Raw genomic sequence first — 20,656 nt, forward strand, 5'->3', positions numbered from 1 at the left:
CTCAGTGACGAAACGAAGGGAAGCTCAGGCCTGGTGTGCGGGAGCCTCGGAGGGCTCGGAAGGGGCATCTTCCCTGTCCAAGCCGTCGACGTAATCGGAGGCGGACTGCTGGACCCCGTCGACCTGTCCGGAGAACTTGCCACCGGTCTTCTCGTCGATGAAGTCGCCGACCTTCTCGATGCCGCCCTTGACGGCCTCGGCGTTGCCGCTGATCAGTTCCTCAGCTTTGCCCTTGACGTCGTCGAGAAATGACACGGCCACCTCCTTTCACTCCGCGGGGCCAGATTCGCCCCTGCTGGAATCGATGGTAGTCAGCCCTGCAGGCCAATCCAACCCGCTCGGGGCCGGTTGCGCTGAGAGCGTACGGGCACAAAAAAAGCGGCGCAGTGCGCCGCTTGACGTGGGCGATACTGGGATCGAACCAGTGACCTCTTCCGTGTCAGGGAAGCGCGCTACCGCTGCGCCAATCGCCCGTGTTCTGTTGTGTCCCCTTTAACAGGGAGAGAGCGGACGACGAGACTCGAACTCGCGACATCCACCTTGGCAAGGTGGTGCTCTACCAACTGAGCTACGTCCGCAGGGGGAGCCTGGGCTCCTCCGTGGGCGATACTGGGATCGAACCAGTGACCTCTTCCGTGTCAGGGAAGCGCGCTACCGCTGCGCCAATCGCCCTCGCTCCCGTCAGGGAGCCAGTATGACCACCGAGGTGGGGACGGGATTCGAACCCGCGTATACGGCTTTGCAGGCCGCTGCCTCGCCTCTCGGCCACCCCACCGTGTTGGCATCACGAGGATGCTTCGACAGTGTCCTGCGAGCGGACGACGAGACTCGAACTCGCGACATCCACCTTGGCAAGGTGGTGCTCTACCAACTGAGCTACGTCCGCGGGGGTGATCCACGGCCTCCCGCCATCACGTCCCCTGATCAGGGGTCGTTTGAGGCCTTGAGGCGCGCTTCAACGAGTAACGACTCTATAGGACGGCAGGCCAATGCACAAATCCGCGGCGCCTCCTCGCGCGGGGGCGCGCGTCCTCTTCCACCTGGGGATTGGCCGGGCGGACTTCGGCCGGTGACGGGCTGCCGGCCTCGGCGGTGTGGGCGCGTCCGCGCCGCGCTTGACGGGATTTGGCGGTGCGGGTCTCTCTGGGCTAGAGTCGTAGAGCGCCGCAGGGGCCCGGGTCATCCCGGTCCGCGAGGCAGCACGGGCGATTGGCGCAGTGGTAGCGCGCTTCGTTCACACCGAAGAGGTCACTGGTTCGAACCCAGTATCGCCCACACTTCAGGACCCCTGGACGCGAGTCCGGGGGTCCTTCTCGTATCACGACGGCGGGTGGGCGGCACGAGTGTCGGACCGCTGTGAAAGGGTGCCACCATGACAGCTCCGCAGCTCGCAGTAGCCTCGCCCGATGGGTTCGGACGCATGTACCGGAGGTCGTTCAGCACGCCGCCGACCGTTCCTTCCATCACCACCGTGATCGCCCAGCAGCCCGTCGAGCTCGACGGCTGGCGCAGCTACATGGCGGCGAAGCACATTGCGGACCACCCCGAGCTCAGGAATGTCCTCGACAACCCGGCAAAGATGCGCACGCTCGTGCGCGCGGCCGTCGACGCCTCGGAGTCCTACACGCGCTCCGCCGCCGAACGGGGGGACCGGGTGCACACCTTCGCCGAGCAGCTCGGGCTCGAGGCTCTTGGCCGCCCCAACACCCTGCGGGAGGCCCGGGAGGCCCTCCGCGAGCACGGCGAGGAGGGCTTCGCGGCGAGTGTGGAGAAGTGGTGGGCGGACTTCGGCGTCGAGCCCATCGCCACCGAGCTCACCGTGTGGAACCACACCCTCGGGTACGCAGGCACCCTCGACCTCGTGGCACGGATCAACGGGCGCATCTGCCTCGTCGACTACAAGACGAAGGGCACGACACGCGACGGCCGCGTCAAGATGCCGGACGAGAAGGTTGCCATGCAGCTCGTGGCAGGCATGAAGGCTGAGGAAAGCCTCGTCGACCCGGAGGCGGGATCCTGGGACCCGTGGGCCTATGGGGAGGACCCCCTCCTCATCGCCGTCGCGGTCGGCGAGACGGAGTCCGCCGCCGTCAGGGTGAACCCCGAGGTCAGGCGGGAGCACTGGCTCACCTTCTGTCACCTGCGGCGGGTCTGGGCCGCGCGCGTGGAGGTCTCGGCCGCCGGTCGCACGCTCCTGCCGCTGCCGCCACCGCCGCCGGCACGGGCCGCCGCGCCGGCGCCAGCCGAGGTTGGCGGTGGGGCTCGGGCTGAGGCGGGGGCTGAAGAGCAGATCCTCGTGCACGCCCCCGGCGCCTAGACTGGACAGGCGTCTCCCCATACCCACCCGAAAGGTTTGATTGCATGGCCATCCTGCCCATCAGGATCATCGGCGACCCAGTGCTGCGCACCGTTGCAGAGCCTGTCACCGACTTCGGCCCCGGGCTGCGCCGCCTCGTGGACGACATGATGGAGACGATGGAAGATGTCGACGGGGCCGGCCTCGCCGCCCCGCAGGTGGGTGTGAGCCAGCGCGTGTTCACCTACCAGTTCGATGGCCGCCGTGGGCACATCGTGAATCCCGTCCTCGAGCTCTCCGACGACGACCAGGACGACGCCGTCGAGGGCTGCCTGAGCATCCCCGGTGTCGCCTTCCCGGTCCGCCGCCGTGCGAGGGCGCACGTGAAGGGGTCCGACGCAGACGGCAACCCCATCGAGTTCGACGCCGAGGGCCTCCTCGCACGGATCGCCCAGCACGAGACGGACCACCTCGACGGGATCCTCTTCCCGGACAGGCTCGAGGGCGAGGACCGGAAGGCCGCCCTGCGGGCCATCCGCGCACTCGACTACCGCTCGGTGGCCGACGCCACGGTGACGAAGCGCGCGTCGCACGTGGGATCAGCGTTCGGCTCCGGCCAGGGCGCCGCCTTCGGCGGTGGCCCCACGGCATGAGGATCGTCTTCGCCGGCACCCCTCAGGTTGCGGTCCCCTCGCTCGACGCCCTCGCAGCGGCCGGGTTCGACATCGCCGGAGTGCTGACCCGCCCGGACGCCCCCGTCGGCCGGAAACGGGTCCTGACCCCGTCGCCCGTCGGCGCCCGTGCCGCAGAGCTCGGGATCCCCGTGATCAAGGCCGCGCGCGTGACCGAGGAGGTCACGCGCCAGATCGCCGCGTGGGCACCGGAGGCAGCGGCGATCGTCGCGTATGGCGGCATCATCCCCCCGTCGGCACTGGCGGTTCCGCCGCACGGATGGGTGAACCTGCACTTTTCCCTCCTTCCTGCGTGGCGGGGCGCAGCGCCGCTGCAGCATTCGGTCATCCACGGCGACGACGTGGTGGGTGCCTCGACGTTCAGGCTCGAGGAAGGGCTGGACACCGGCCCGGTCTACGGCACGCTCGCGGTGACCCCCGGGCCCCAGGCGACCAGCGGCGAGCTGTTCGCCGAGCTCGCCTCGAGCGGCGCGACGCTCCTGGTGGCCACGCTCGAGGGCATTGCGTCGGGCCGGCTCGAGCCTCAGCCACAGGCGGGAGATCCGACCTTCGCGCCCAAGCTGACGCTCGAGGACGGGCACCTCGACTGGACCCAGCCGGCTGTCGCCCTGCACCGCCGGGCGCGCGGAGTGACGCCGGAGCCCGGGGCTTGGACGCTCCTCGACGGGCAGCGCCTCAAGCTCGAGCCGCCCCGCCTCCGTCCCGACGTCGACGGGGTGGCGCCGGGACGCCTCGCGTGGGCCGGGAAGGCGCTCGTCGTCGGGACGGGAACGCACGCCCTCGAGCTCACGAGGGTCCAGCCGGCCGGAAAGAAGATGATGGGCGCGGCCGACTGGGCGCGGGGCGCCGGCGACATCGAAGGGAAGGTGCTCGGATGAGCGAACGGGAACACCGGGGGTCAGGCGGCCGGCCGTCGCGCCGTGACGCCCAGGGCCGCGAGCGCAACCGGGGCCAGGGACAGCGGCAGCAGAGCCGGACGGCCCCGAGCCAGCGCACACGCCGCGCGGATCCGGCCCGCCTCGTCGCCTTCGAGGTCCTCCGCGCCGTCTCGTCCGAGGACGCCTACGCGAACCTCGTCCTCCCCGCACGCATCCGGCACCATCGGCTCGCCGGGAGGGATGCCGCCTTCGCCACTGAGCTTGCCTATGGCGCCCTGCGCGGGCGGGGTACCCTCGACGCGGTGCTGGCGCGCTGCGTGGACCGACCCCTCGCGAAGCTCGATCCCGCAGTCCTCGACGCCCTCCGCCTCGGGGCCCACCAGCTCCTGGGGATGCGCGTGCCGCCGCACGCAGCCCTCGACACGACCGTCGGCCTCGTCCGCGCGGTCGTCGGTGCCGGCCCTGCCTCCCTCGTCAACGCCGTCCTGCGCCGCGTGAGCGAACGCACGCTCGACGAGTGGCTCCACGAGCTCGAGGCGGACGCCGCCGACGACACCGAGCGGGATGCGCTCCGCCATGCGCACCCCGCATGGATCGTCCGGGCGCTGAGGCAGTCCCTCGTCGCCCACGGGCGGCCGCCCGCGGAGATCGACGAACTCCTCGAAGCCGACAACGCTGCTCCCGTCGTCAACCTCGTCGCCCTTCCCGGGCTGGGTTCGCTGGCCGAGGCGCTCGAGGACGGTGCCGAGCGAGGCAGCCTCGTGGACGACTCCGCCCTCTCCGGCGGGGGAGACCTCGGACGGTGGCCGTCCGTGCGCGCAGGGACGCTGCGCGTCCAGGATGTCGGATCGCAACTCGTGGCCCGCGCCGTCGCCTCGGCGCCCCTCGCGGGCAAGGCCGCGGAGGACGCCGCAGCCCACCACGAGCGGTGGCTCGACCTGTGTGCCGGACCGGGCGGGAAGGCCGCGCTGCTCGGAGCCCTCGCCGCCCAGCAGGGGGCGAGCCTCCTCGCGAACGAGGCCGCGCCCCACCGTGCGGACCTCGTGCGGCAGGCGCTGCGGCCCGTGCCGGGTGACTCGTGGGAAGTGCGCACGGGTGACGGCCGGGAGCTCGGGCGCGAACAGCCGGCCCAGTTCGACCGCGTCATCGCAGACGTGCCCTGCACCGGGCTCGGAGCCCTCCGCCGACGGCCGGAGTCACGGTGGCGCCGCACCCCGAACGACCTCGCCGAACTGGGTCCGCTCCAGCGGGCCCTGCTGGACTCGGCGATCGACGCGACAGCACCGGGCGGCGTGGTGGGCTACGTGACCTGCTCGCCGCACCCGGCCGAGACGACGGTCGTCGTCCAGGACGCACTCAGGCGCCGGTCGGACGTCGAACTCCTCGACGCCGGCGACGCGCTGGACGCGGTGGCGCTGCGGCCCCTGGAAGCCGGCCACGACGGCACCGCGCAGCTGTGGCCGCACGTCCACTCGACCGACGCGATGTTCCTGGCACTCTTCCGCAAGCTTCCGTCCAGCGATCCGTCCACGAGCCGCTCATCCGCCGGCGCGCCGACCAAGGAGTCCTGAGTGACCTGCAGCATCCACCCGAGCATCCTTTCCGCCGACTTCGTCAACCTCGAGGCCGAACTGGCCAGGATCTCGACGGCGGATGCCGTCCACGTGGACGTCATGGACAACCACTTCGTGCCGAACCTCACCCTGGGCCTTCCGGTGGTCCAGCGGCTCCAGGCGGTCAGCCCAGTCCCGCTCGACGCCCACCTGATGATTGCCGACGCCGACCGCTGGGCGCCGCTCTACGCGGACCTCGGCATCGCGTCGGTCACCTTCCACGCCGAGGCCGCCACCGCCCCCATCAAGCTTGCACGCGAACTCCGCGCCCGAGGGTCCAAGGCGGGCATGGCACTGCGCCCCGCGACCGCCGTGGAGCCCTATCTCGACATGCTGGCCGAGCTCGACATGCTCCTCGTCATGACCGTCGAGCCGGGCTTCGGAGGCCAGTCGTTCCTCGACGTGACCCTGCCCAAGATCCGTCGCGCCCGCGCCGCCGTCGACGGCAGCGGGGCGAAGGTGGCGATCCAGGTCGACGGCGGCATCTCCGAAGCGACCATCGAGCGCGCCGCGGAGGCAGGAGCCGACGTCTTCGTGGCCGGCTCGGCGGTCTACGGCGTTGACGATCCCGGAGCAGCCGTCGAGAAGCTCCGCGGACTCGCCCAGGCCGCCGCGCGCCGCTGACCCCATGTGACGTGGCGCATGCGTGAAAGTGCTCCTGATATGTCAGAATGTCACTGGTCGTTTGGTTGAACTGTCATCGAAGCAGGCGCCACACGGCCGGATAGCAAACGAAACGTGCTCCGGGGTCGGTGAAAGTCCGAACCGGCGGTGACAGTCCGCGACCCGGCGGCCCAGCTCATCCGAGCAGGGACGTCGGTTGAGCCGGTGGAATTCCGGCACCGACAGTTAGAGTCTGGATGGGAGAAGCACGTGCAGTGTGCGGTGCGCCGTCATCGGCGGCGCCGCATCTGTCGCAACCCCGGAGCCGCTGCGGTGAAGGATAAGGAGGTTGCGATGGACTTCATGCAGTGGCTCTTGACAGCGCGGGTCCCCCTGACGGGATCCGCATTCCACGCACGCGAGATGGGCCTCAGGCCCCGAAGCGGCGTCGGGCCCATGACGCGGCACGGCCGGGAGGTGGCCGCGTGAGCGCCGCCGCATCCCCCGAGGCCGTCCGCGCCCACTGGCCGGCCGATGACCTCGCCCACATGCAGCGGGCACTCGCGCTCGCGTCCCACGGCGTCAGGGGAGCGAACCCGCTCGTGGGAGCGGTCGCCGTCGGACGCGACGGGACGACACTGGCGACCGGGTACCACCGCGGGGCGGGAACCGCGCACGCCGAGGCTGACGCGATTGCCAACGCCGAGCGCGACGGGGTGGACCTGGCCGGGTCGACCATGTACGTCACGCTTGAGCCGTGCAACCACACAGGCCGCACCGGGCCCTGCGCACGGGCGATCATCGGTGCCGGGATCGCGCGCGTCGTCTACGCCATCGACGACCCCCACGACATCGCGAGCGGGGGCGCCCGGACGCTGCGCGCTGCGGGCGTCGACGTCGAGTCGGGCGCTCTCGCAGCGGAGTCTGCCGAGCTGAACCGACGCTGGCTCAAGGCGGTCGAGGAGCGCCGCCCGTTCGTGACCCTGCACATAGCGCAGACCCTGGATTCGCGGATCGCCGCCGAGGACGGGACGAGCCAGTGGATCACGTGCCCGGAGTCCCTCGCGGACAACCACGCCACGCGCTCGCGCATCGACGCGATCCTCGTCGGCAGCCAGACCGTCGCGGTGGACAACCCGCGGCTCACCGCGCGCGCAGCGGACGGGTCGCTCCTGGCCCACCAGCCGCTGCGCGCCGTCATGGGCCTGCGCGACGTGCCCGAGGACGCAGCCGTGCGCGGTTCCGACGGCCGTTTCGTCCACCTCCGGACCCAGGACCCCACCGAAGCTCTCGAGGAGCTCTTCGCGGCCGGAGTCCGGCACCTCATGGTGGAGGGCGGGTCCCGCGTCATCGCGGCCTTCCTCTCAGCGGGCCTCGTCGACGAGCTCATCGTCTACCAGGCCCCGACGATCCTCGGCTCCGGCAAGAACGCCGTGGCCGACCTCGGCGTCCGCACGCTCGCCGATGCCCAGCACTGGCGCTGGGACGAGGCCGACGGCGGGTCTGTCCGCCGCCTCGGCGCGGATGTCCGCTTCCATCTCGCACCCGCGGCGCCGACCGCCGCGGACGACAGCTCCAAGGAGACCCACTGATGTTCACCGGAATCATCGCCGAGCGCGGGACCATTGAAGAGGTGCGCTCGGCCGACGGCAGCGCGGTCCTCACGCTCAGCGCGCCGACGCTCGCCCGCGACCTCCCGCTGGGCGGCTCCATCGCGGTCGACGGATGCTGCCTGACAGCCGTGACCAACGACGGCCAGCGCTTCACCGTCGACGTGATGGGGGAGTCCCTCGCCCGCACGACGATCGGCACCCTCAAGGCCGGCGACGCGGTCAACCTCGAGCGCTGCGTCCAGGCAGGCGGCCGCCTCGACGGGCACGTTGTCCAGGGCCACGTCGACGGCGTCGGCGCGCTCATCGAGCGTGAGCCCCAGTCCGCCTGGCACCGGCTGAGGTTCTCCGTGCCCGCCAGCCTCGCGCCGTACATCGCCGAGAAGGGCTCCATCGCGATCGACGGCGTGTCGCTCACCGTCACCGCCGTGAGCCCGGCGGGGGAGAAGGAGCAGTGGTTCGAGGTCGGCCTCATCCCGGCGACCCTCGCCGACACGGGCCTCGGAGCGAAGGCGGTCGGCGCACCCGTCAACCTCGAGGTCGATGTCCTCGCGAAGTACACGGCCCGGCTGCTCTCCTTCTCGCGCGAGGGGGCCCAGCTGTGAGCGCCCCCGCACAGGCCATCCGCCTCGAACCGGTCAGTGCCGCGATCGACGCCTTCCGCTCCGGGAGGCCCGTCCTCGTGGTCGACGACGAGAACCGCGAGAACGAAGGCGACATCATCTTCGCCGCGCAGCACTCGACGCCCGCGCTCATGGGCTGGACCATCCGCTACAGCTCGGGCGTGGTCTGCGCGCCCATGGACGGCGCGACCGCGGAACGGCTCGCGCTTCCCCCGATGGTGGCCGACAACCAGGACGCCAAGGGCACGGCCTACACCGTCTCCTGCGACCTCATCGGCACGGGCACCGGCATCAGCGCGACCGCGCGCTCCCAGACCGTCGCGGCGCTCGCCTCCCCGTCCTCGACGGCCGCGGACTTCAGCCGGCCGGGGCATATATTCCCCCTGCGGGCGGTTGACGGTGGTGTGCTGGCCCGGCCGGGCCACACCGAAGCGGCGGTCGAGCTCTGCCGCCTCGCCGGTCTGGCGCCCGTGGGCGTCATCGCCGAAGTCGTGCACGACGACGGCGAGATGATGAGGCTTCCGGCGCTCCGCGAGTTCGCGGACACGCACGGCTGCCCGCTCATCTCCATCGAGGAGCTGTCAGCGTTCGTCGCCGCAGGCGGCGGGCAGGGAGGAGTCTCATGACCAAGCGGCATTCCCCTGACGACGTGCACCGACCGCATCCCGTCTCAGGGGGTCCGATCGTGAAGCTGCCCACCGCCTTCGGCGATTTCGTCGCCCAGGCCTGGGTCGACGAGGAGACGGGAGTCGAGCACTTCGCGGTCAGTTCGCCGATGGCACCTGTGGACGGCACGGCGCCCCTCGTGCGCCTCCACTCCGAATGCCTGACAGGGGACGTCTTCGGCTCGTACCGTTGCGACTGCGGCGAACAGCTTGCCTACGCCCTCGAGAAGATCGGCCAGGAGGGTGGCACACTGCTCTACCTTCGCGGCCAGGAGGGCCGCGGCATCGGCTTGGCGAACAAGATCAAGGCCTACGCCCTGCAGGAGGCCGGCTTCGACACGGTCGAGGCCAACGAGCAGCTCGGCCTGCCCGTCGACGCCCGCTCGTACCGCGCCGCTGCCCAGATCCTCGCCGAAATGGGCCTCACCCGGATCCGGCTCCTGAGCAACAATCCCGACAAGAAGCACCGCCTGGCAGACGCCGGCGTCGTGATCGTCGAGATGGTGCCCACCGAGGTGCCCTCCCGAGCCGAGAACCTCCGCTACCTGCAGACCAAGAAGGACCGCATGGACCACCGCCTCACCCTCGAGGTGCGCGCGGCCACCGGTCCGCGGCGCCAGCGCGCGGCCGACTGACAGCCTCCCCGTCCTACGACGACCCCAGACCACCACACGACAGAAGGAGCCCAACCACGTGAGCGGACACGGCGCCCCCACCCTTTCCCTCGACAATCCCGACCTCGCCGGCCTCAAGCTCGCGATCGTCGCCGCGAGCTGGCACACCCAGATCATGGACGGACTCCTGGACGGCGCCCTGCGGGCGGCCGGCGAGGCCGGCATCGGCTCTCCGACCGTCGTCCGGGTGCCGGGGGCCTTCGAGCTCCCGGTCGCCGCCGCGAAGCTCGCCGCCAGCCACGACGCGGTGGTGGCGCTCGGCGTCGTCATCCGCGGAGGCACTCCACACTTCGAGTACGTGTGCGAGGCGGCGACGGTGGGGCTGACAGACGTGAGCGTGCGCACCGGGGTCCCCGTCGGGTTCGGCGTGCTCACGTGCGACACCGAGCAGCAGGGGATCGACCGGGCGGGCCTCGAAGGCTCCTCCGAGGACAAGGGCCACGAGGCTGTCACCGCGGCGCTGCTGACAGCCCAGACCCTGCGCGGCGTCTGAGCCGCACACCTCGGCGCAGCCTGTGGCGTCTCTCACAGGCCGTGGTTCACAGAGCCATCGGGGGGCGGGCGCGCCGTCCGGCTCCAGTAGTCTTGGGTCGTGAAAGATTTCGAGACACTGTTCGCCGAGCTCAGCGAGAAGGCCGAGAAGCGCCCGGCCGGATCGCGCACCGTCGCCGAACTGGAGTCCGGAGTGCACGGCATCGGCAAGAAGATCGTCGAAGAGGCCGCTGAAGTCTGGATGGCTGCCGAGTACGAGTCGGACGAGGCTGCGGCCGAGGAGATCTCCCAGCTCCTCTACCACGTCCAGGTGCTCATGCTGGCCAAGGGGTTCACGCTGCAGGACGTCTACCGTCATCTGTAGCCGCGGCGCCCGCCGAATCCCCGGCGGGCAACCGCGGCGTCAGCCGCCCTCCCCACGTCCACACGCCCAGAAAGCCCCTCAATGCTCCGTGTAGCCGTCCCGAACAAGGGATCCCTGTCCGAAGCCGCCTCGTCGATGCTCTCCGAGGCCGGCTACCGCCAGCGTCGCGAAGGCGGCCGCGAACTCGTCATGGTCGACCCGGACAACGACATCGAGTTCTTCTACCTGCGACCCCGGGACATCGCGGTCTACGTGGGCCGCGGCACCCTCGACGTGGGCATCACCGGCCGCGACCTCCTGCTCGACGCCGAGGTGGAGGCCGAGGAACTGCTCGGCCTCGGCTTCGCCTCCTCGACCTTCCGCTTCGCCGGCCCCGTCGGCCAGTTCACCAAGCTCGAGGACCTCGAGGGGAAGCGGATCGCGACAAGCTACGACGGCCTCGTGCGCCGGTACCTCGGTGAGCGCGGCATCGCCGCGTCCCGGGTGGTCCGGCTGGACGGCGCCGTCGAGTCGTCGGTCCGCCTCGGCGTCGCGGATGCGATCGCGGACGTCGTCGAGACCGGCAGCACGCTCAAGGCCGCCGGCATGGACGTGTTCGGCGAGCCGCTCCTGAAGTCGGAGGCAGTCCTCATCGGCCGCAGCGGTCACAGCCTGCCGGCGATCGACGTGCTCATCCGCCGTCTGCAGGGCGTCCTCGTGGCGCGCCAGTACGTGCTCATGGACTACGACATCCGCAAGGACCTCGTCGAGCAGGCCGCCGCGCTCACCCCCGGGCTCGAGTCGCCGACTGTGTCGCCGCTGCGGGACTCCGAATGGGTGGCGGTCCGCTCGATGGTGCCCAAGCGCGAGACCAACCGGATCATGGACGAGCTGTACGACCTCGGCGCCCGCGCCATCCTCGTCAGCAGCATCCACGCCTGCCGCATCTGAGGAAGGACGCCACATGTCTGTTGCCGTCCGCGTGATCCCCTGCCTCGACGTCGATGCCGGGCGGGTCGTCAAGGGGGTCAACTTCCAGGACCTCCGCGACGCCGGCGATCCAGTCGCCCTCGCCCACCGCTACGACAACGGCGGGGCTGACGAGCTCACGTTCCTCGACGTCACCGCGTCCTCGTCCGACCGGCAGACCACCTTCGATGTGGTCCGCCGCACCGCCGAGGAAGTCTTCATCCCGCTCACCGTCGGCGGCGGCGTCCGTGGAGTGGACGACGTCGACCGCCTCCTCCGGGAGGGGGCGGACAAGGCGTCGATCAACACCGCGGCGATCGCCCGGCCTGACGTCATCGACGAGATCACCCGCCACTTCGGCTCGCAGGTCCTCGTCCTCTCGGTCGATGCCCGTCGCGTCCAGGAGGGCACCGCGACGGCGTCCGGCTTCGAGGTCACGACCCACGGCGGTCGCCGGGGAACCGGCATCGACGCCGTGGCGTGGGCCAAGGAGGCGGCGGACCGGGGCGTGGGGGAGATCCTGCTGAACTCGATCGACGCCGACGGCACCAAGGAGGGCTTCGATCTGGAGCTCATCCGGCTGATCCGAGCCGCCGTCAAGGTCCCGATCATCGCCTCGGGCGGTGCCGGTGTGCCCGAGCACTTCCCGCCGGCGATCGAGGCCGGCGCGGACGCCGTGCTCGCCGCGTCGATGTTCCACTTCGGCCCGGACGACATGATCGCCCGAGTCAAGGCAGCCATCCGCGACGCTGGCTTCCCGGTCCGCTAGCCCCCCGTCCGCTGGGCTTCGGGGCGCGCGCCTCGGCTCACTGCAGCTTCCTGCGGAGCCTCGCGGCGGGGGCCCAGCCCTCGCCGAGGAACGCCGGCACCTCCGCCGGGTCGCCCTCGACGAGCGTGACGAGCCATTCGGCGCCCTCCAGGAAGGCCTGCTCTGCCAGGGCGGAGACGACGGCGGCGCCCAGGCTTCCCTCGGCGTCGTCGACCGCGAATTCGAAGCCGCCCACCGCGGCGACCGAGGTGCCGTACGCAATCCGGCCCTTGGCCGCCGGCCGGCCGAACACCGTGAGCTCGACGGCGTCGTACGCACCCAGAGGCGCCTCGGCGATTCCGCCACCCTCCGGCAGCTTCGGCGGCTGGGGGATGTCGCCCGTCGCGATGGCGAGGAGAGTCGCGTCAGCCGCGCCGTCGCCGTCGTGCATCGAGAGGATCGAACCCGCGGCGCCGGTGGTGGGGGCGATGAGGAGCGCGCCGTTGTCGAACTGCGCTTCCTGGCCGTGGAGCGCGGCGAGCAGAGGGGCGATGGACTCCCAGGAGGGCTCGAAGTCGGTCATGGGACCATCCTGCCACTCCGGAGGCGGGGATCCGGCTCGGTGCCCGAGTTCAGTGGCCGATCTCGGAGCTCGCGAGCAGCGCGACGGCGTCGGGCTGCCCCTCGAACGTCACGAGGGCCTGGGCCGTGCGGCCCGCGGCATGCAGGAGGAGCTCGCCGGGGTCACCCACGATCGCGACGGACACGGGCGCGCGGCGCGCGACGTGCCGGGGCCCGGCCGTGCTCACGAGGACGACGCCGAGGTCGACGCCGCGGTACAGGAGGGCGGCCCGCTTGATGAGCTCGTCCCACAGCGCGTCCGCGTACGCAGTGTCGAGGGCCCGGGGTGCCCAGCGGTCGGTGGCACGGCGGACGTCCTCGGTGTGGACGAAGAACTCGGCAAGGTTCGCGGCCTCGTCCACCGCGGCGAGGCGGAGGGGCGACAGGGCCGGCGGTCCCGCCCGGAACGCCGCAACGATCTCCGCGAACCGCTCCGGGGTGGCATTCCTGGCCGCGAGCCGCTCTGTCGCGCGGTCCGACGCAGCATGCCACGCCGGGACGACGAGGCCGAGGCCCACGCGGGCGCTCCGCTCGCGCAGGTACAGGTGGGCGGCGAGGTGCCTCGTGGCCCAGCCCTCGCAGAGCGTGGGCGCGTCAGGGCCGGCCGCGAGCAGCGTCTCGGCCAGGACTTCGCGCGACAGGTGGCTGAAATGCATCACTGGCGAAACTAGCACGCGCGCGCGAAGCGTGCAGGCGCGCCGCGGGCGGCCGGTCCATGCAGCGGCGCCCACTAGACTTGAGGGGATGTCTGAGCAGAGAACCTCCCCCGTGTCCAGCCCGCTGCCCGCCGACCTCGCCGCGCGCCTGAAGAGGGACGACGCCGGCTTGGTCGCCGCGGTCGTGCAGCAGCACGACACCAACGAGGTGCTCATGGTCGGCTGGATGGACGACGAGGCGCTGAGCCGCACGCTCACGACCGGCCGGGTGACCTTCTGGTCGCGTTCGCGTCAGGAGTACTGGCGCAAGGGCGACACGTCGGGCCACGTCCAGTGGGTGAAGTCCGTTGACCTCGACTGCGACGGCGATGCCCTCCTCGTCCGCGTCGACCAGGTCGGAGCCGCGTGCCACACCGGGACGCGGACCTGCTTCGACGGCCGGCGCCTGGACGCCGTCGTCGGCGACGCCTCCTGACCCCGCGCCCCACGAACCACGACGGACCCGCGAACCGAAAGCGACACTGCAGCCATGAACGACCTAGGAGCCATCAGCCCCACCCTCGAGGAGTTCCGCGCGGTGGCGGCCCACCGCCGGGTCGTGCCCGTGCGGATGCGCCTCCTCGCGGACGCTGAGACGCCGATCAGCATCTACCGCAAGCTCGCGGACGGCAGGCCCGGGACCTTCCTCTTCGAATCCGCCGCGGTCGGCGGCGCGTGGTCGCGGTACTCCTTCATCGGGGCGGCGTCCCGCGCGACTCTCACGAGCCGCGACGGCGAGGCCCACTGGATCGGGGAGCCGCCGGCCGGGGTGCCGACGTCCGGCAACCCGCTCGAGGCGCTGCGCGACACCGTCGCCGCACTGAGCACCGAGCGGTTCGAGGGCCTGCCGCCGCTGACCTCCGGAATGGTCGGGTTCGTCGGCTGGGAGGCCGTGCGCCGGTGGGAGAAGCTCCTTTCGCCGCCCGAGGACGACATGGATCTCCCCGAGCTCGCGATGAACCTCGTGACCGACCTCGCGGTGCACGACAACGTCGACGGCACGGTGACGCTCGTCGCCAACGCCATCAACTTCGACAACAGCGACGAGCGCGTCGACGAAGCGTGGCAGGACGCCGTGGACCGGCTCGGCCGCATGCTCGAGGCGCTCCTGCGCCCCGCCGACCCCGCACTGAGCGTGCTGGGCCCGGTCGGCGACTACCAGGACAAGGTCATCCACGCCTGGGGCGAGAAGGGCTACCTCGAGGCCATTGCGCGCGGCAAGGAGGCGATCTACGACGGCGACGTGTTCCAGGTCGTCATCTCCCGCCGCTTCGAGCTCGAGTACGACGCGTCGCCGCTGGACGTGTACCGCGTGCTGCGCACCACCAACCCGAGCCCGTACATGTACCTGCTGAGCCTTGTCGATGCGCAGGGCCGCGACTACTCGATCGTGGGATCCTCGCCAGAGGCGCTCGTGACGGTGACGGGGGAGCAGGTCGTCACCCATCCGATCGCCGGCTCCCGCCCGCGCGGAGCCACGGTCGAAGCAGACAAGGTCCTCGCCGACGAGCTGCTCGCGGACGAGAAGGAGCGCGCGGAGCACCTCATGCTCGTCGACCTCGCCCGGAACGACCTCTCCAAGGTCTGCCGGCCCGGCACCGTGGAGGTCAGCGAGTTCATGGCCGTCGAGAAGTTCAGCCACATCATGCACCTCGTCTCGACGGTTGACGGCAAGCTCCGGCCCGACGCGAGCGCCTACGACGTCCTGGCCGCGACCTTCCCCGCGGGCACCCTGTCCGGGGCCCCCAAGCCCCGCGCCCTGCGCCTCCTCGACGAGGTGGAACCGGTGCGCCGGGGCGTCTACGGCGGGGTGGTCGGGTACTTCGACTTCGCAGGGGACATGGACATGGCCATCGCCATCCGGACGGCCCTGCTGCGCGGCGGCCGGGCCTACGTCCAGTCCGGCGGCGGGATCGTCGCCGACTCCGACCCGGCCGCGGAGGCCCAGGAGTCTGTGAACAAGGCGGCGGCGCCCCTGCGGGCCGTGCATACGGCGTCGGCGCTCCGGCCGGCCTCCGCCCCTGCCCCTGTGGAGGCCGGAGCTGACCGTGGCTGACGCCGCCGGCAGCCAGCGCGCCGAGCGGGGCGCGCCACGATGGGCCCGCAAGCCCGTCATCGTCACGCTCGCCGTCGCGCTCGCGCTGGCGGCGTTCGGCGCGACGACCCAGACCTGGCTGGACGCGGAAGTCCGGGGCGCCGCCGTGCGGACCGCCCATCTGGCGGTGCAGGGGAGCAAGGCCGCCACATCGGTGTCCGCCCTCGCCCTCGTGGGCCTCGCGGGGACGCTGGCCGTGGCGGTCGCGGGACGGATCGGGAGGACCATCGCCGGCGCCATCGTGATCCTCGCGGGCGTCGGCATCGTGACGGCGTGCCTCGCAGTCCTCGCCGACCCGCGGGCCGCCGCCGAGGGCTCGATCGCGCAGGCGACCGGCCTTGCCGGCACCGACGCGGCCGTCGGGCTCACCGCCTTCCCGGCCCTCGCGGCAGCAGCCGGCGCGCTGCTGGCCGCGGCCGGCGTCGTGCTGCTCGTCGCCTCACGCCACTGGCCCACCCGTACGAGGTACGACGCCGCCGTCCCCGGCTCCCGCGGCAGGGCCGCCGCTGGCGGGGGAGGGACGGGCGGCGACGGAAGCCGGTCCGCGGTCGACGGAATCGACGGCTGGGACAGCCTCAGCCGCGGCGAGGACCCCACCGACTGACCCCCCGCCCCGTCCTCGGCGCGGTGCCGGAGGTGGCAGAATGACAGTAGTACCCCGACTTCAGGAGACGAAGAGATGAGCAACACGCGTGCTTCCCAGACCACCACGAACAAGGTCCTCCACGGCGAGGACCTCGGCCACGGCAACAGCCCTGCGGCGTGGACGTGCGTGTTCGTCATGATGCTCGGCGCCATCGTGTCCTGCATCGGGTTCGCGATCGCCAACAGCATCGTGTTCTGGGCCGGCATTGTCGTCATCGCCGCGGGACTCGTCGTCGGCTGGGCCATGAAGAAGGCCGGCTACGGCGTCGGCGGCAGCAAGCTCAAGAACCAGCACTGATGGCCACCGTCCTCGACGAGATCATCGACGGGGTCCGGGAGGACCTCGCCGCGCGTGAACGCCTGCTCCCGGCGGCCGAAGTCCAGGCGGCTGCGGCTGCCCGGCCCGCCGCCCTGGACGCGTGGGCGGCGCTCGGCGGCGGGGAGCCCGCCGGTGAGCTGCGGGTCATCGCCGAGGTCAAGAGGCAGAGCCCGTCGAAGGGCGCCCTCGCGGACATCGCCGACCCCGCCTCGCTCGCGGCCTTGTACGCCGAAGGCGGCGCCTCCGTCATCAGCGTCCTCACCGAGCAGCGCCGCTTCGGGGGCAGCCTCGCCGACTTCGACGCCGTCCGCGCGGCGGTCGGGATCCCGCTCCTGCGCAAGGACTTCACGGTGGAGGAGTACCAGGTCCACGAGGCCCGGGCCCACGGCGCCGACCTCGTGCTGCTCATCGTCGCGGCGCTCGACGACGCGCGGCTCGCGGGCCTGCTCGAGCTGACCCGCTCGCTGGGCATGGAGGCGCTCGTGGAGACCCACACGGAGGACGAGATCGACCGCGCTGCCGCCGTGGGCGCCCGCATTGTGGGCGTCAACGTGCGCAACCTCAAGACGCTCGACGTCGACCGTGGCGTCTTCGGCCGGCTGGCCGACCGTCTTCCCGTCGGCGCCGTGGCCGTCGCGGAGTCCGGAGTGCGTGGCCCCGAGGACGTTGCCTACTATGCGGCGCACGGCGCGGGCGCGATCCTCGTGGGCGAGGCGCTCGTCACGCACGGTGATCCTCGGGCCCGCATCCAGGAATTCAAGCGCGCGGGGGCGGCTGCCATCGCCGCCAGGCCGGGCGCGCACTGAGAACACGGCAGGGCCCCCATGGGGCCGTGCCTGAAGGAAGGTAGGACTGGTGGGCGACACGACGCCAGCGTCAGCCCCGGGCACCGGGGACGCACCCAACGTCAGGACGGACGGAGCGGCCGCCGAGTCGGCTGCGGACGCCTTCCTGAAGGGAAGCCTGCGCCACGCGCCGGGCCCCTACTTCGGCTCGTACGGCGGGCGATGGATGCCCGAGTCGCTCATCGCGGCGCTCGACGAGCTCGAGGACACCTTCGAGAAGGCCAAGGCGGATCCCGAGTTCCTCGCGGAGATCGCCGAGCTCAACCGCACCTACTCCGGCCGCCCCTCCCTCCTGACGGAGGCGAAGCGGTTCTCGGAGCACGCCGGCGGGGTCCGGGTCTTCCTCAAGCGCGAGGACCTGAACCACACGGGCTCGCACAAGATCAACAACGTCCTCGGCCAGGCGCTCCTCGCGCGGCGCATGGGCAAGACGCGTCTCATCGCCGAGACGGGGGCGGGCCAGCACGGCGTCGCGAGCGCGACCGCGGCCGCGCTGCTCGGCATGGAGTGCGTCGTGTACATGGGGGCGGAGGACTGCCGCCGGCAGGCCCTCAACGTCGCCCGCATGCAGCTCCTCGGGGCCGAGGTCGTGCCCGTCACGAACGGTTCCCAGACCCTCAAGGACGCCATCAACGACGCCCTGCGGGACTGGGTCGCGAACGTCGAGACCACCCACTACCTCCTCGGGACCGCCGCTGGCGCGCACCCGTTCCCCGCCATGGTGCGCTTCTTCCACGAAGTCATCGGCGAGGAGGCCCGCGAGCAGATCCTCGCGCAGACCGGCCGGCTCCCGGACGCCGTGTGCGCCTGCGTGGGCGGCGGGTCCAACGCCATCGGCATCTTCCACGGCTTCCTCGACGACCCGTCGGTGAAGCTCTACGGCCTCGAGGCCGGCGGACGCGGAGTCTCCACAGGGCACCACGCCGCGACCATCACGCTCGGCCGCCCCGGGGTGCTCCACGGCGCCCGGACCTACCTCATGCAGGACGAGGACGGCCAGACCGTGGAGTCCGAGTCGATCTCCGCAGGCCTCGACTACCCCGGCGTCGGTCCGGAGCACTCCTACCTGCACGACATCGGCCGGGTGACCTACGAGCCGATCACCGACTCCGAGGCCATGGATGCCTTCAGCCTCCTCTGCCGGACGGAAGGGATCATCCCCGCCATCGAGTCCTCGCACGCCCTCGCGGGAGCCATCAAGGTCGGTCAGCGTCTGGCCGCCGAGGGAGGGGACCCCCACGAGAAGATCATCATCGTGAACCTGTCCGGCCGCGGCGACAAGGACGTCCAGACGGCTGCCGAATGGTTCGGGATGCTCGACGAGAACGGCCAGGTCAAGGGAACCACCCTGTCGACGCGGCGCCCGAAGGGCTTCATGCCGCACGGCGGGCAGGACGCGGCGGACGCCGGCGAGGACGACACCGAGGAGGGCATCGCGTGAGCAAGGTCGCCGACGTCATCGACAAGGCCAAGGCGGAGGGGCGTGCCGCGCTGGTCGGATACCTCCCGGCCGGCTATCCGAGCGTCGAGGAGAGCATCGACGCCGCCATCGCGCTCGCCCGCAACGGCGCCGATGTCATCGAGATCGGGATCCCGTACTCCGATCCGGTCATGGACGGCAGCGTCATCCAGGCCGCCACGACCCAGGCCCTCGCAAGCGGCTTCCACGTGGCGCGCGTCTTCGACGTCGTCAGGGCAGTCACCGAGGCCACCGCTGACCTCGGCACCGCGGTGCTGGTCATGACCTACTGGAACCCCGTCATGCGGATGGGCGTCGACGAGTTCGCCCGCCGCCTCGCCGAGGCCGGCGGAGCGGGCCTGATCACTCCGGACCTGATCCCGGACGAGGCCCACGAATGGATCGAGGTGTCCGACAGGTACGGCCTCGACCGGGTCTTCCTCGTCGCCCCCTCCACCACGCCGGAGCGGATGGCCATGACGGTCGCCGCGACGCGCGGGTTCACCTACGCGGTGTCCCTCATGGGCGTTACCGGTGCCCGGACTGCCGTGGACTCGGCTGCACGGGAGGTCGTCGAGTCCGCGAGGGCGGCCGGCGCCGAACGGGTCTGCGTCGGCCTCGGCGTCTCCAACGCCGAGCACGTTCGCGAGATCGGCGCCTACGCCGACGGCGTCATCGTCGGCACGGCGATCGTCAGCGCGCTGCGCGAGGGGGGCCCCGACGCGGTCGGGAACCTCGCCGCCGAACTGCGCTCCGGGCTCGCGCGGACCGCGCCGGCCGGGACCTGAGCGTGCCGGCGGCTCTGGCCGACGCCGCCTCCGCGGTGCCGGCTGTGATCCCGAGCCCCGACTGGTCCGGATTCGACATCCCGCTCCCATGGGGCGCCCTGCGCATCCACGCGTACGCGCTGTGCATCCTCGCGGGAATCGTCGTCGGGCTCTGGCTCACCGCCAGGCGCTGGAGGGCCCGCGGCGGCAGTACCGACGCGATCTGGGACATCGCTGTCTGGGCGATCCCCGCCGGCATCGTCGGCGGCCGCCTCTACCACGTGTTCTCCTCGCCGGACCGGTACTTCGGGCCCGGCTTCAACGGCACCGGGGACCTCAGCGCGATCCCGCGCGTGTGGGAGGGCGGCCTCGGCATCTGGGGCGCGGTCGCCCTCGGCGCCGTCGGGGCCTGGATCGGCTGCCGGCGCGCGGGCGTGCGCCTCACGGCGTTCGTCGACGCGGCTGCGCCGGGCCTGCTGCTCGCGCAGGCAATCGGGCGCTGGGGCAACTACTTCAACCAGGAGCTCTTCGGCGGCCCCACGGACCTCCCGTGGGGGCTCGAGGTCGATGCGGCCAACCCGAACTTCCCGCCCGGCTACGCCCCCGGCACACTCTTCCACCCGACGTTCCTCTACGAGTCGCTGTGGAACCTCGCCGGCGTCGTCATCCTCCTGCTGCTCGACCGGCGCCTGCGGTTCCGCGGAGGCCGCCTGTTCTGGCTCTATGCCTGCTACTACACCCTGGGCCGCGTATGGATCGAGGCCATGCGCATCGACGACGCCGAGATGGTCACCCTTGCGGGCATCACCGCCCGTCTCAACGTATGGACGTCGATCCTCGTCTTCGCGGTCTCGCTCGCCGTGTTCATCGTCCTGACGGTGCGCCGCGGCCGCGAGGCCAGCGGCGTAGCGCTGCCGGGGCGCGAGGCTGCGGAACCGGCGACGGCGGGTGCTCCACAGGCGCGCGCTTAGCACGTGCGCACCGGCGCGCTGCCAGTCATGTCC

The 20,656-nt window shown here is 71.6% G+C and carries 23 protein-coding genes, 6 tRNA genes, 1 pseudogene and 1 riboswitch; of the genes and pseudogenes, 22 read left to right on the top strand and 8 right to left on the bottom strand.

The window, feature by feature from the left end:
• Positions 1 to 24: 24 nt before the first annotated feature.
• The 6 genes from CGQ25_RS06985 to CGQ25_RS07010 all read right to left on the bottom strand — a co-directional run bounded on the left by CGQ25_RS06985 (position 25) and on the right by CGQ25_RS07010 (position 886).
• Positions 25 to 255 (bottom strand): antitoxin, encoded by a 231-nt coding sequence (locus CGQ25_RS06985; RefSeq protein ID WP_344297893.1) that lies wholly within the window; start codon positions 253 to 255, stop codon positions 25 to 27.
• 146 nt (positions 256 to 401) lie between these two features.
• Positions 402 to 473, bottom strand: a tRNA-Val gene (locus CGQ25_RS06990).
• A gap of 32 nt (positions 474 to 505) precedes the next feature.
• Positions 506 to 578: transfer RNA gene (locus tag CGQ25_RS06995), tRNA-Gly, on the bottom strand.
• 22 nt (positions 579 to 600) lie between these two features.
• Positions 601 to 672: transfer RNA gene (locus tag CGQ25_RS07000), tRNA-Val, on the bottom strand.
• Positions 673 to 704: 32 nt separating this feature from the next.
• A tRNA-Cys gene (locus tag CGQ25_RS07005) sits at positions 705 to 775 on the bottom strand.
• Positions 776 to 813: 38 nt separating this feature from the next.
• Positions 814 to 886 (bottom strand) — tRNA-Gly (locus CGQ25_RS07010).
• A 317-nt stretch (positions 887 to 1,203) separates the two neighbouring features.
• Between CGQ25_RS07010 and CGQ25_RS07015 the strand changes: the two genes are divergently transcribed.
• The 14 genes from CGQ25_RS07015 (at position 1,204) to hisF (ending at position 12,227) form a co-directional block, all read left to right on the top strand.
• Positions 1,204 to 1,275: transfer RNA gene (locus tag CGQ25_RS07015), tRNA-Val, on the top strand.
• Between the two features lie 97 nt (positions 1,276 to 1,372).
• A complete protein-coding gene (locus CGQ25_RS07020; RefSeq protein WP_208712424.1) occupies positions 1,373 to 2,317 on the top strand; it encodes a cytochrome in 945 nt (314 codons plus the stop codon).
• Between the two features lie 44 nt (positions 2,318 to 2,361).
• Positions 2,362 to 2,949 carry a peptide deformylase gene (def, locus tag CGQ25_RS07025; RefSeq protein WP_208712425.1) on the top strand — a complete coding sequence of 196 codons (588 nt, stop codon included), beginning with the start codon at positions 2,362 to 2,364 and terminating at the stop codon, positions 2,947 to 2,949.
• Positions 2,946 to 3,866, top strand: coding sequence for a methionyl-tRNA formyltransferase (gene fmt / locus CGQ25_RS07030; protein ID WP_208712426.1), 921 nt, complete (start codon positions 2,946 to 2,948; stop codon positions 3,864 to 3,866). The genes def and fmt overlap by 4 nt, the downstream gene beginning before the upstream one ends.
• The gene (locus tag CGQ25_RS07035; protein WP_208712427.1) at positions 3,863 to 5,437 is read left to right on the top strand and encodes an RsmB/NOP family class I SAM-dependent RNA methyltransferase; all 1,575 of its coding nucleotides are present in this window, start codon (positions 3,863 to 3,865) and stop codon (positions 5,435 to 5,437) included. Before fmt ends, CGQ25_RS07035 begins: the two co-directional genes overlap by 4 nt.
• Entirely contained in the window at positions 5,438 to 6,103 is a 666-nt protein-coding gene (rpe, locus tag CGQ25_RS07040; RefSeq protein ID WP_208712428.1) for a ribulose-phosphate 3-epimerase, read from the top strand.
• Positions 6,104 to 6,213: 110 nt separating this feature from the next.
• A riboswitch (FMN riboswitch) is annotated at positions 6,214 to 6,356 on the top strand.
• Positions 6,357 to 6,567: 211 nt separating this feature from the next.
• On the top strand, positions 6,568 to 7,674 hold the full coding sequence (gene ribD / locus CGQ25_RS07045) for a bifunctional diaminohydroxyphosphoribosylaminopyrimidine deaminase/5-amino-6-(5-phosphoribosylamino)uracil reductase RibD (protein WP_255405640.1): 1,107 nt from the start codon (positions 6,568 to 6,570) through the stop codon (positions 7,672 to 7,674).
• On the top strand, positions 7,674 to 8,297 hold the full coding sequence (locus CGQ25_RS07050; protein ID WP_208712429.1) for a riboflavin synthase: 624 nt from the start codon (positions 7,674 to 7,676) through the stop codon (positions 8,295 to 8,297). Before ribD ends, CGQ25_RS07050 begins: the two co-directional genes overlap by 1 nt.
• Positions 8,294 to 8,941: a 3,4-dihydroxy-2-butanone-4-phosphate synthase gene (gene ribB, locus CGQ25_RS07055; RefSeq protein ID WP_208712430.1), complete on the top strand. Its 648-nt coding sequence runs from the start codon at positions 8,294 to 8,296 to the stop codon at positions 8,939 to 8,941. The genes CGQ25_RS07050 and ribB overlap by 4 nt, the downstream gene beginning before the upstream one ends.
• The gene (ribA, locus tag CGQ25_RS07060) at positions 8,938 to 9,615 is read left to right on the top strand and encodes a GTP cyclohydrolase II (protein WP_208712431.1); all 678 of its coding nucleotides are present in this window, start codon (positions 8,938 to 8,940) and stop codon (positions 9,613 to 9,615) included. Before ribB ends, ribA begins: the two co-directional genes overlap by 4 nt.
• Before the next feature lie 58 nt (positions 9,616 to 9,673).
• Positions 9,674 to 10,147, top strand: coding sequence for a 6,7-dimethyl-8-ribityllumazine synthase (ribH, locus tag CGQ25_RS07065; RefSeq protein WP_208712432.1), 474 nt, complete (start codon positions 9,674 to 9,676; stop codon positions 10,145 to 10,147).
• A 99-nt stretch (positions 10,148 to 10,246) separates the two neighbouring features.
• Positions 10,247 to 10,510 carry a phosphoribosyl-ATP diphosphatase gene (locus tag CGQ25_RS07070; RefSeq protein ID WP_208712433.1) on the top strand — a complete coding sequence of 88 codons (264 nt, stop codon included), beginning with the start codon at positions 10,247 to 10,249 and terminating at the stop codon, positions 10,508 to 10,510.
• A gap of 81 nt (positions 10,511 to 10,591) precedes the next feature.
• Complete coding sequence (gene hisG / locus CGQ25_RS07075; protein WP_208712434.1) at positions 10,592 to 11,440, top strand: ATP phosphoribosyltransferase; 849 nt, start codon at positions 10,592 to 10,594, stop codon at positions 11,438 to 11,440.
• A 13-nt stretch (positions 11,441 to 11,453) separates the two neighbouring features.
• Positions 11,454 to 12,227 (top strand): imidazole glycerol phosphate synthase subunit HisF, encoded by a 774-nt coding sequence (gene hisF, locus CGQ25_RS07080; RefSeq protein ID WP_208712435.1) that lies wholly within the window; start codon positions 11,454 to 11,456, stop codon positions 12,225 to 12,227.
• Positions 12,228 to 12,264: 37 nt separating this feature from the next.
• On the opposite strand, the gene CGQ25_RS07085 is transcribed toward hisF, so the two are convergent.
• Positions 12,265 to 12,789, bottom strand: a complete 525-nt coding sequence (locus CGQ25_RS07085) for a hypothetical protein (RefSeq protein WP_208712436.1) — start codon at positions 12,787 to 12,789, stop codon at positions 12,265 to 12,267.
• A 49-nt stretch (positions 12,790 to 12,838) separates the two neighbouring features.
• The gene (locus CGQ25_RS07090; RefSeq protein ID WP_208712437.1) at positions 12,839 to 13,483 is read right to left on the bottom strand and encodes a TIGR03085 family metal-binding protein; all 645 of its coding nucleotides are present in this window, start codon (positions 13,481 to 13,483) and stop codon (positions 12,839 to 12,841) included.
• An 88-nt stretch (positions 13,484 to 13,571) separates the two neighbouring features.
• Here CGQ25_RS07090 and hisI point away from each other — a divergent pair, with 88 nt between their 5' ends.
• The 8 genes and pseudogenes from hisI to lgt form a co-directional block, all read left to right on the top strand.
• Complete coding sequence (hisI, locus tag CGQ25_RS07095; RefSeq protein ID WP_208712438.1) at positions 13,572 to 13,958, top strand: phosphoribosyl-AMP cyclohydrolase; 387 nt, start codon at positions 13,572 to 13,574, stop codon at positions 13,956 to 13,958.
• A gap of 54 nt (positions 13,959 to 14,012) precedes the next feature.
• Positions 14,013 to 15,578, top strand: coding sequence for an anthranilate synthase component I (locus tag CGQ25_RS07100; RefSeq protein WP_208712439.1), 1,566 nt, complete (start codon positions 14,013 to 14,015; stop codon positions 15,576 to 15,578).
• Positions 15,571 to 16,221 carry a Trp biosynthesis-associated membrane protein gene (locus CGQ25_RS07105; protein ID WP_255405641.1) on the top strand — a complete coding sequence of 217 codons (651 nt, stop codon included), beginning with the start codon at positions 15,571 to 15,573 and terminating at the stop codon, positions 16,219 to 16,221. Before CGQ25_RS07100 ends, CGQ25_RS07105 begins: the two co-directional genes overlap by 8 nt.
• 75 nt (positions 16,222 to 16,296) lie before the next feature.
• On the top strand, positions 16,297 to 16,560 hold the full coding sequence (locus CGQ25_RS07110; RefSeq protein WP_208712440.1) for an HGxxPAAW family protein: 264 nt from the start codon (positions 16,297 to 16,299) through the stop codon (positions 16,558 to 16,560).
• Entirely contained in the window at positions 16,560 to 17,387 is an 828-nt protein-coding gene (gene trpC, locus CGQ25_RS07115; RefSeq protein ID WP_208712441.1) for an indole-3-glycerol phosphate synthase TrpC, read from the top strand. Before CGQ25_RS07110 ends, trpC begins: the two co-directional genes overlap by 1 nt.
• 145 nt (positions 17,388 to 17,532) lie before the next feature.
• Complete coding sequence (gene trpB, locus CGQ25_RS07120) at positions 17,533 to 18,867, top strand: tryptophan synthase subunit beta (protein ID WP_255405749.1); 1,335 nt, start codon at positions 17,533 to 17,535, stop codon at positions 18,865 to 18,867.
• Complete coding sequence (gene trpA, locus CGQ25_RS07125) at positions 18,864 to 19,673, top strand: tryptophan synthase subunit alpha (protein WP_208713197.1); 810 nt, start codon at positions 18,864 to 18,866, stop codon at positions 19,671 to 19,673. The genes trpB and trpA overlap by 4 nt, the downstream gene beginning before the upstream one ends.
• A gap of 2 nt (positions 19,674 to 19,675) precedes the next feature.
• Positions 19,676 to 20,584, top strand: a pseudogene (gene lgt / locus CGQ25_RS07130) (prolipoprotein diacylglyceryl transferase); the annotation flags it as partial.
• Positions 20,585 to 20,656 lie beyond the last annotated feature (72 nt).

It is taken from the genome of Sinomonas sp. R1AF57 (genome assembly GCF_002224485.1).
Taxonomy (GTDB): domain Bacteria; phylum Actinomycetota; class Actinomycetes; order Actinomycetales; family Micrococcaceae; genus Sinomonas; species Sinomonas flava.

Excerpts from the sequence above, each read along its gene's own strand:
- CGQ25_RS07020 (WP_208712424.1), top strand. The coding sequence starts at position 1,373 with ATGACAGCTCCGCAGCTCGCAGTAGCCTCGCCCGATGGGTTCGGACGC.
- def (WP_208712425.1), top strand. The coding sequence starts at position 2,362 with ATGGCCATCCTGCCCATCAGGATCATCGGCGACCCAGTGCTGCGCACC.
- fmt (WP_208712426.1), top strand. The coding sequence starts at position 2,946 with ATGAGGATCGTCTTCGCCGGCACCCCTCAGGTTGCGGTCCCCTCGCTC.
- CGQ25_RS07035 (WP_208712427.1), top strand. The coding sequence starts at position 3,863 with ATGAGCGAACGGGAACACCGGGGGTCAGGCGGCCGGCCGTCGCGCCGT.
- CGQ25_RS07050 (WP_208712429.1), top strand. The coding sequence starts at position 7,674 with ATGTTCACCGGAATCATCGCCGAGCGCGGGACCATTGAAGAGGTGCGC.
- ribA (WP_208712431.1), top strand. The coding sequence starts at position 8,938 with ATGACCAAGCGGCATTCCCCTGACGACGTGCACCGACCGCATCCCGTC.
- hisG (WP_208712434.1), top strand. The coding sequence starts at position 10,592 with ATGCTCCGTGTAGCCGTCCCGAACAAGGGATCCCTGTCCGAAGCCGCC.
- hisF (WP_208712435.1), top strand. The coding sequence starts at position 11,454 with ATGTCTGTTGCCGTCCGCGTGATCCCCTGCCTCGACGTCGATGCCGGG.
- CGQ25_RS07085 (WP_208712436.1), bottom strand. The coding sequence starts at position 12,789 with ATGACCGACTTCGAGCCCTCCTGGGAGTCCATCGCCCCTCTGCTCGCC.
- CGQ25_RS07090 (WP_208712437.1), bottom strand. The coding sequence starts at position 13,483 with ATGCATTTCAGCCACCTGTCGCGCGAAGTCCTGGCCGAGACGCTGCTC.
- hisI (WP_208712438.1), top strand. The coding sequence starts at position 13,572 with ATGTCTGAGCAGAGAACCTCCCCCGTGTCCAGCCCGCTGCCCGCCGAC.
- CGQ25_RS07100 (WP_208712439.1), top strand. The coding sequence starts at position 14,013 with ATGAACGACCTAGGAGCCATCAGCCCCACCCTCGAGGAGTTCCGCGCG.
- CGQ25_RS07110 (WP_208712440.1), top strand. The coding sequence starts at position 16,297 with ATGAGCAACACGCGTGCTTCCCAGACCACCACGAACAAGGTCCTCCAC.
- trpC (WP_208712441.1), top strand. The coding sequence starts at position 16,560 with ATGGCCACCGTCCTCGACGAGATCATCGACGGGGTCCGGGAGGACCTC.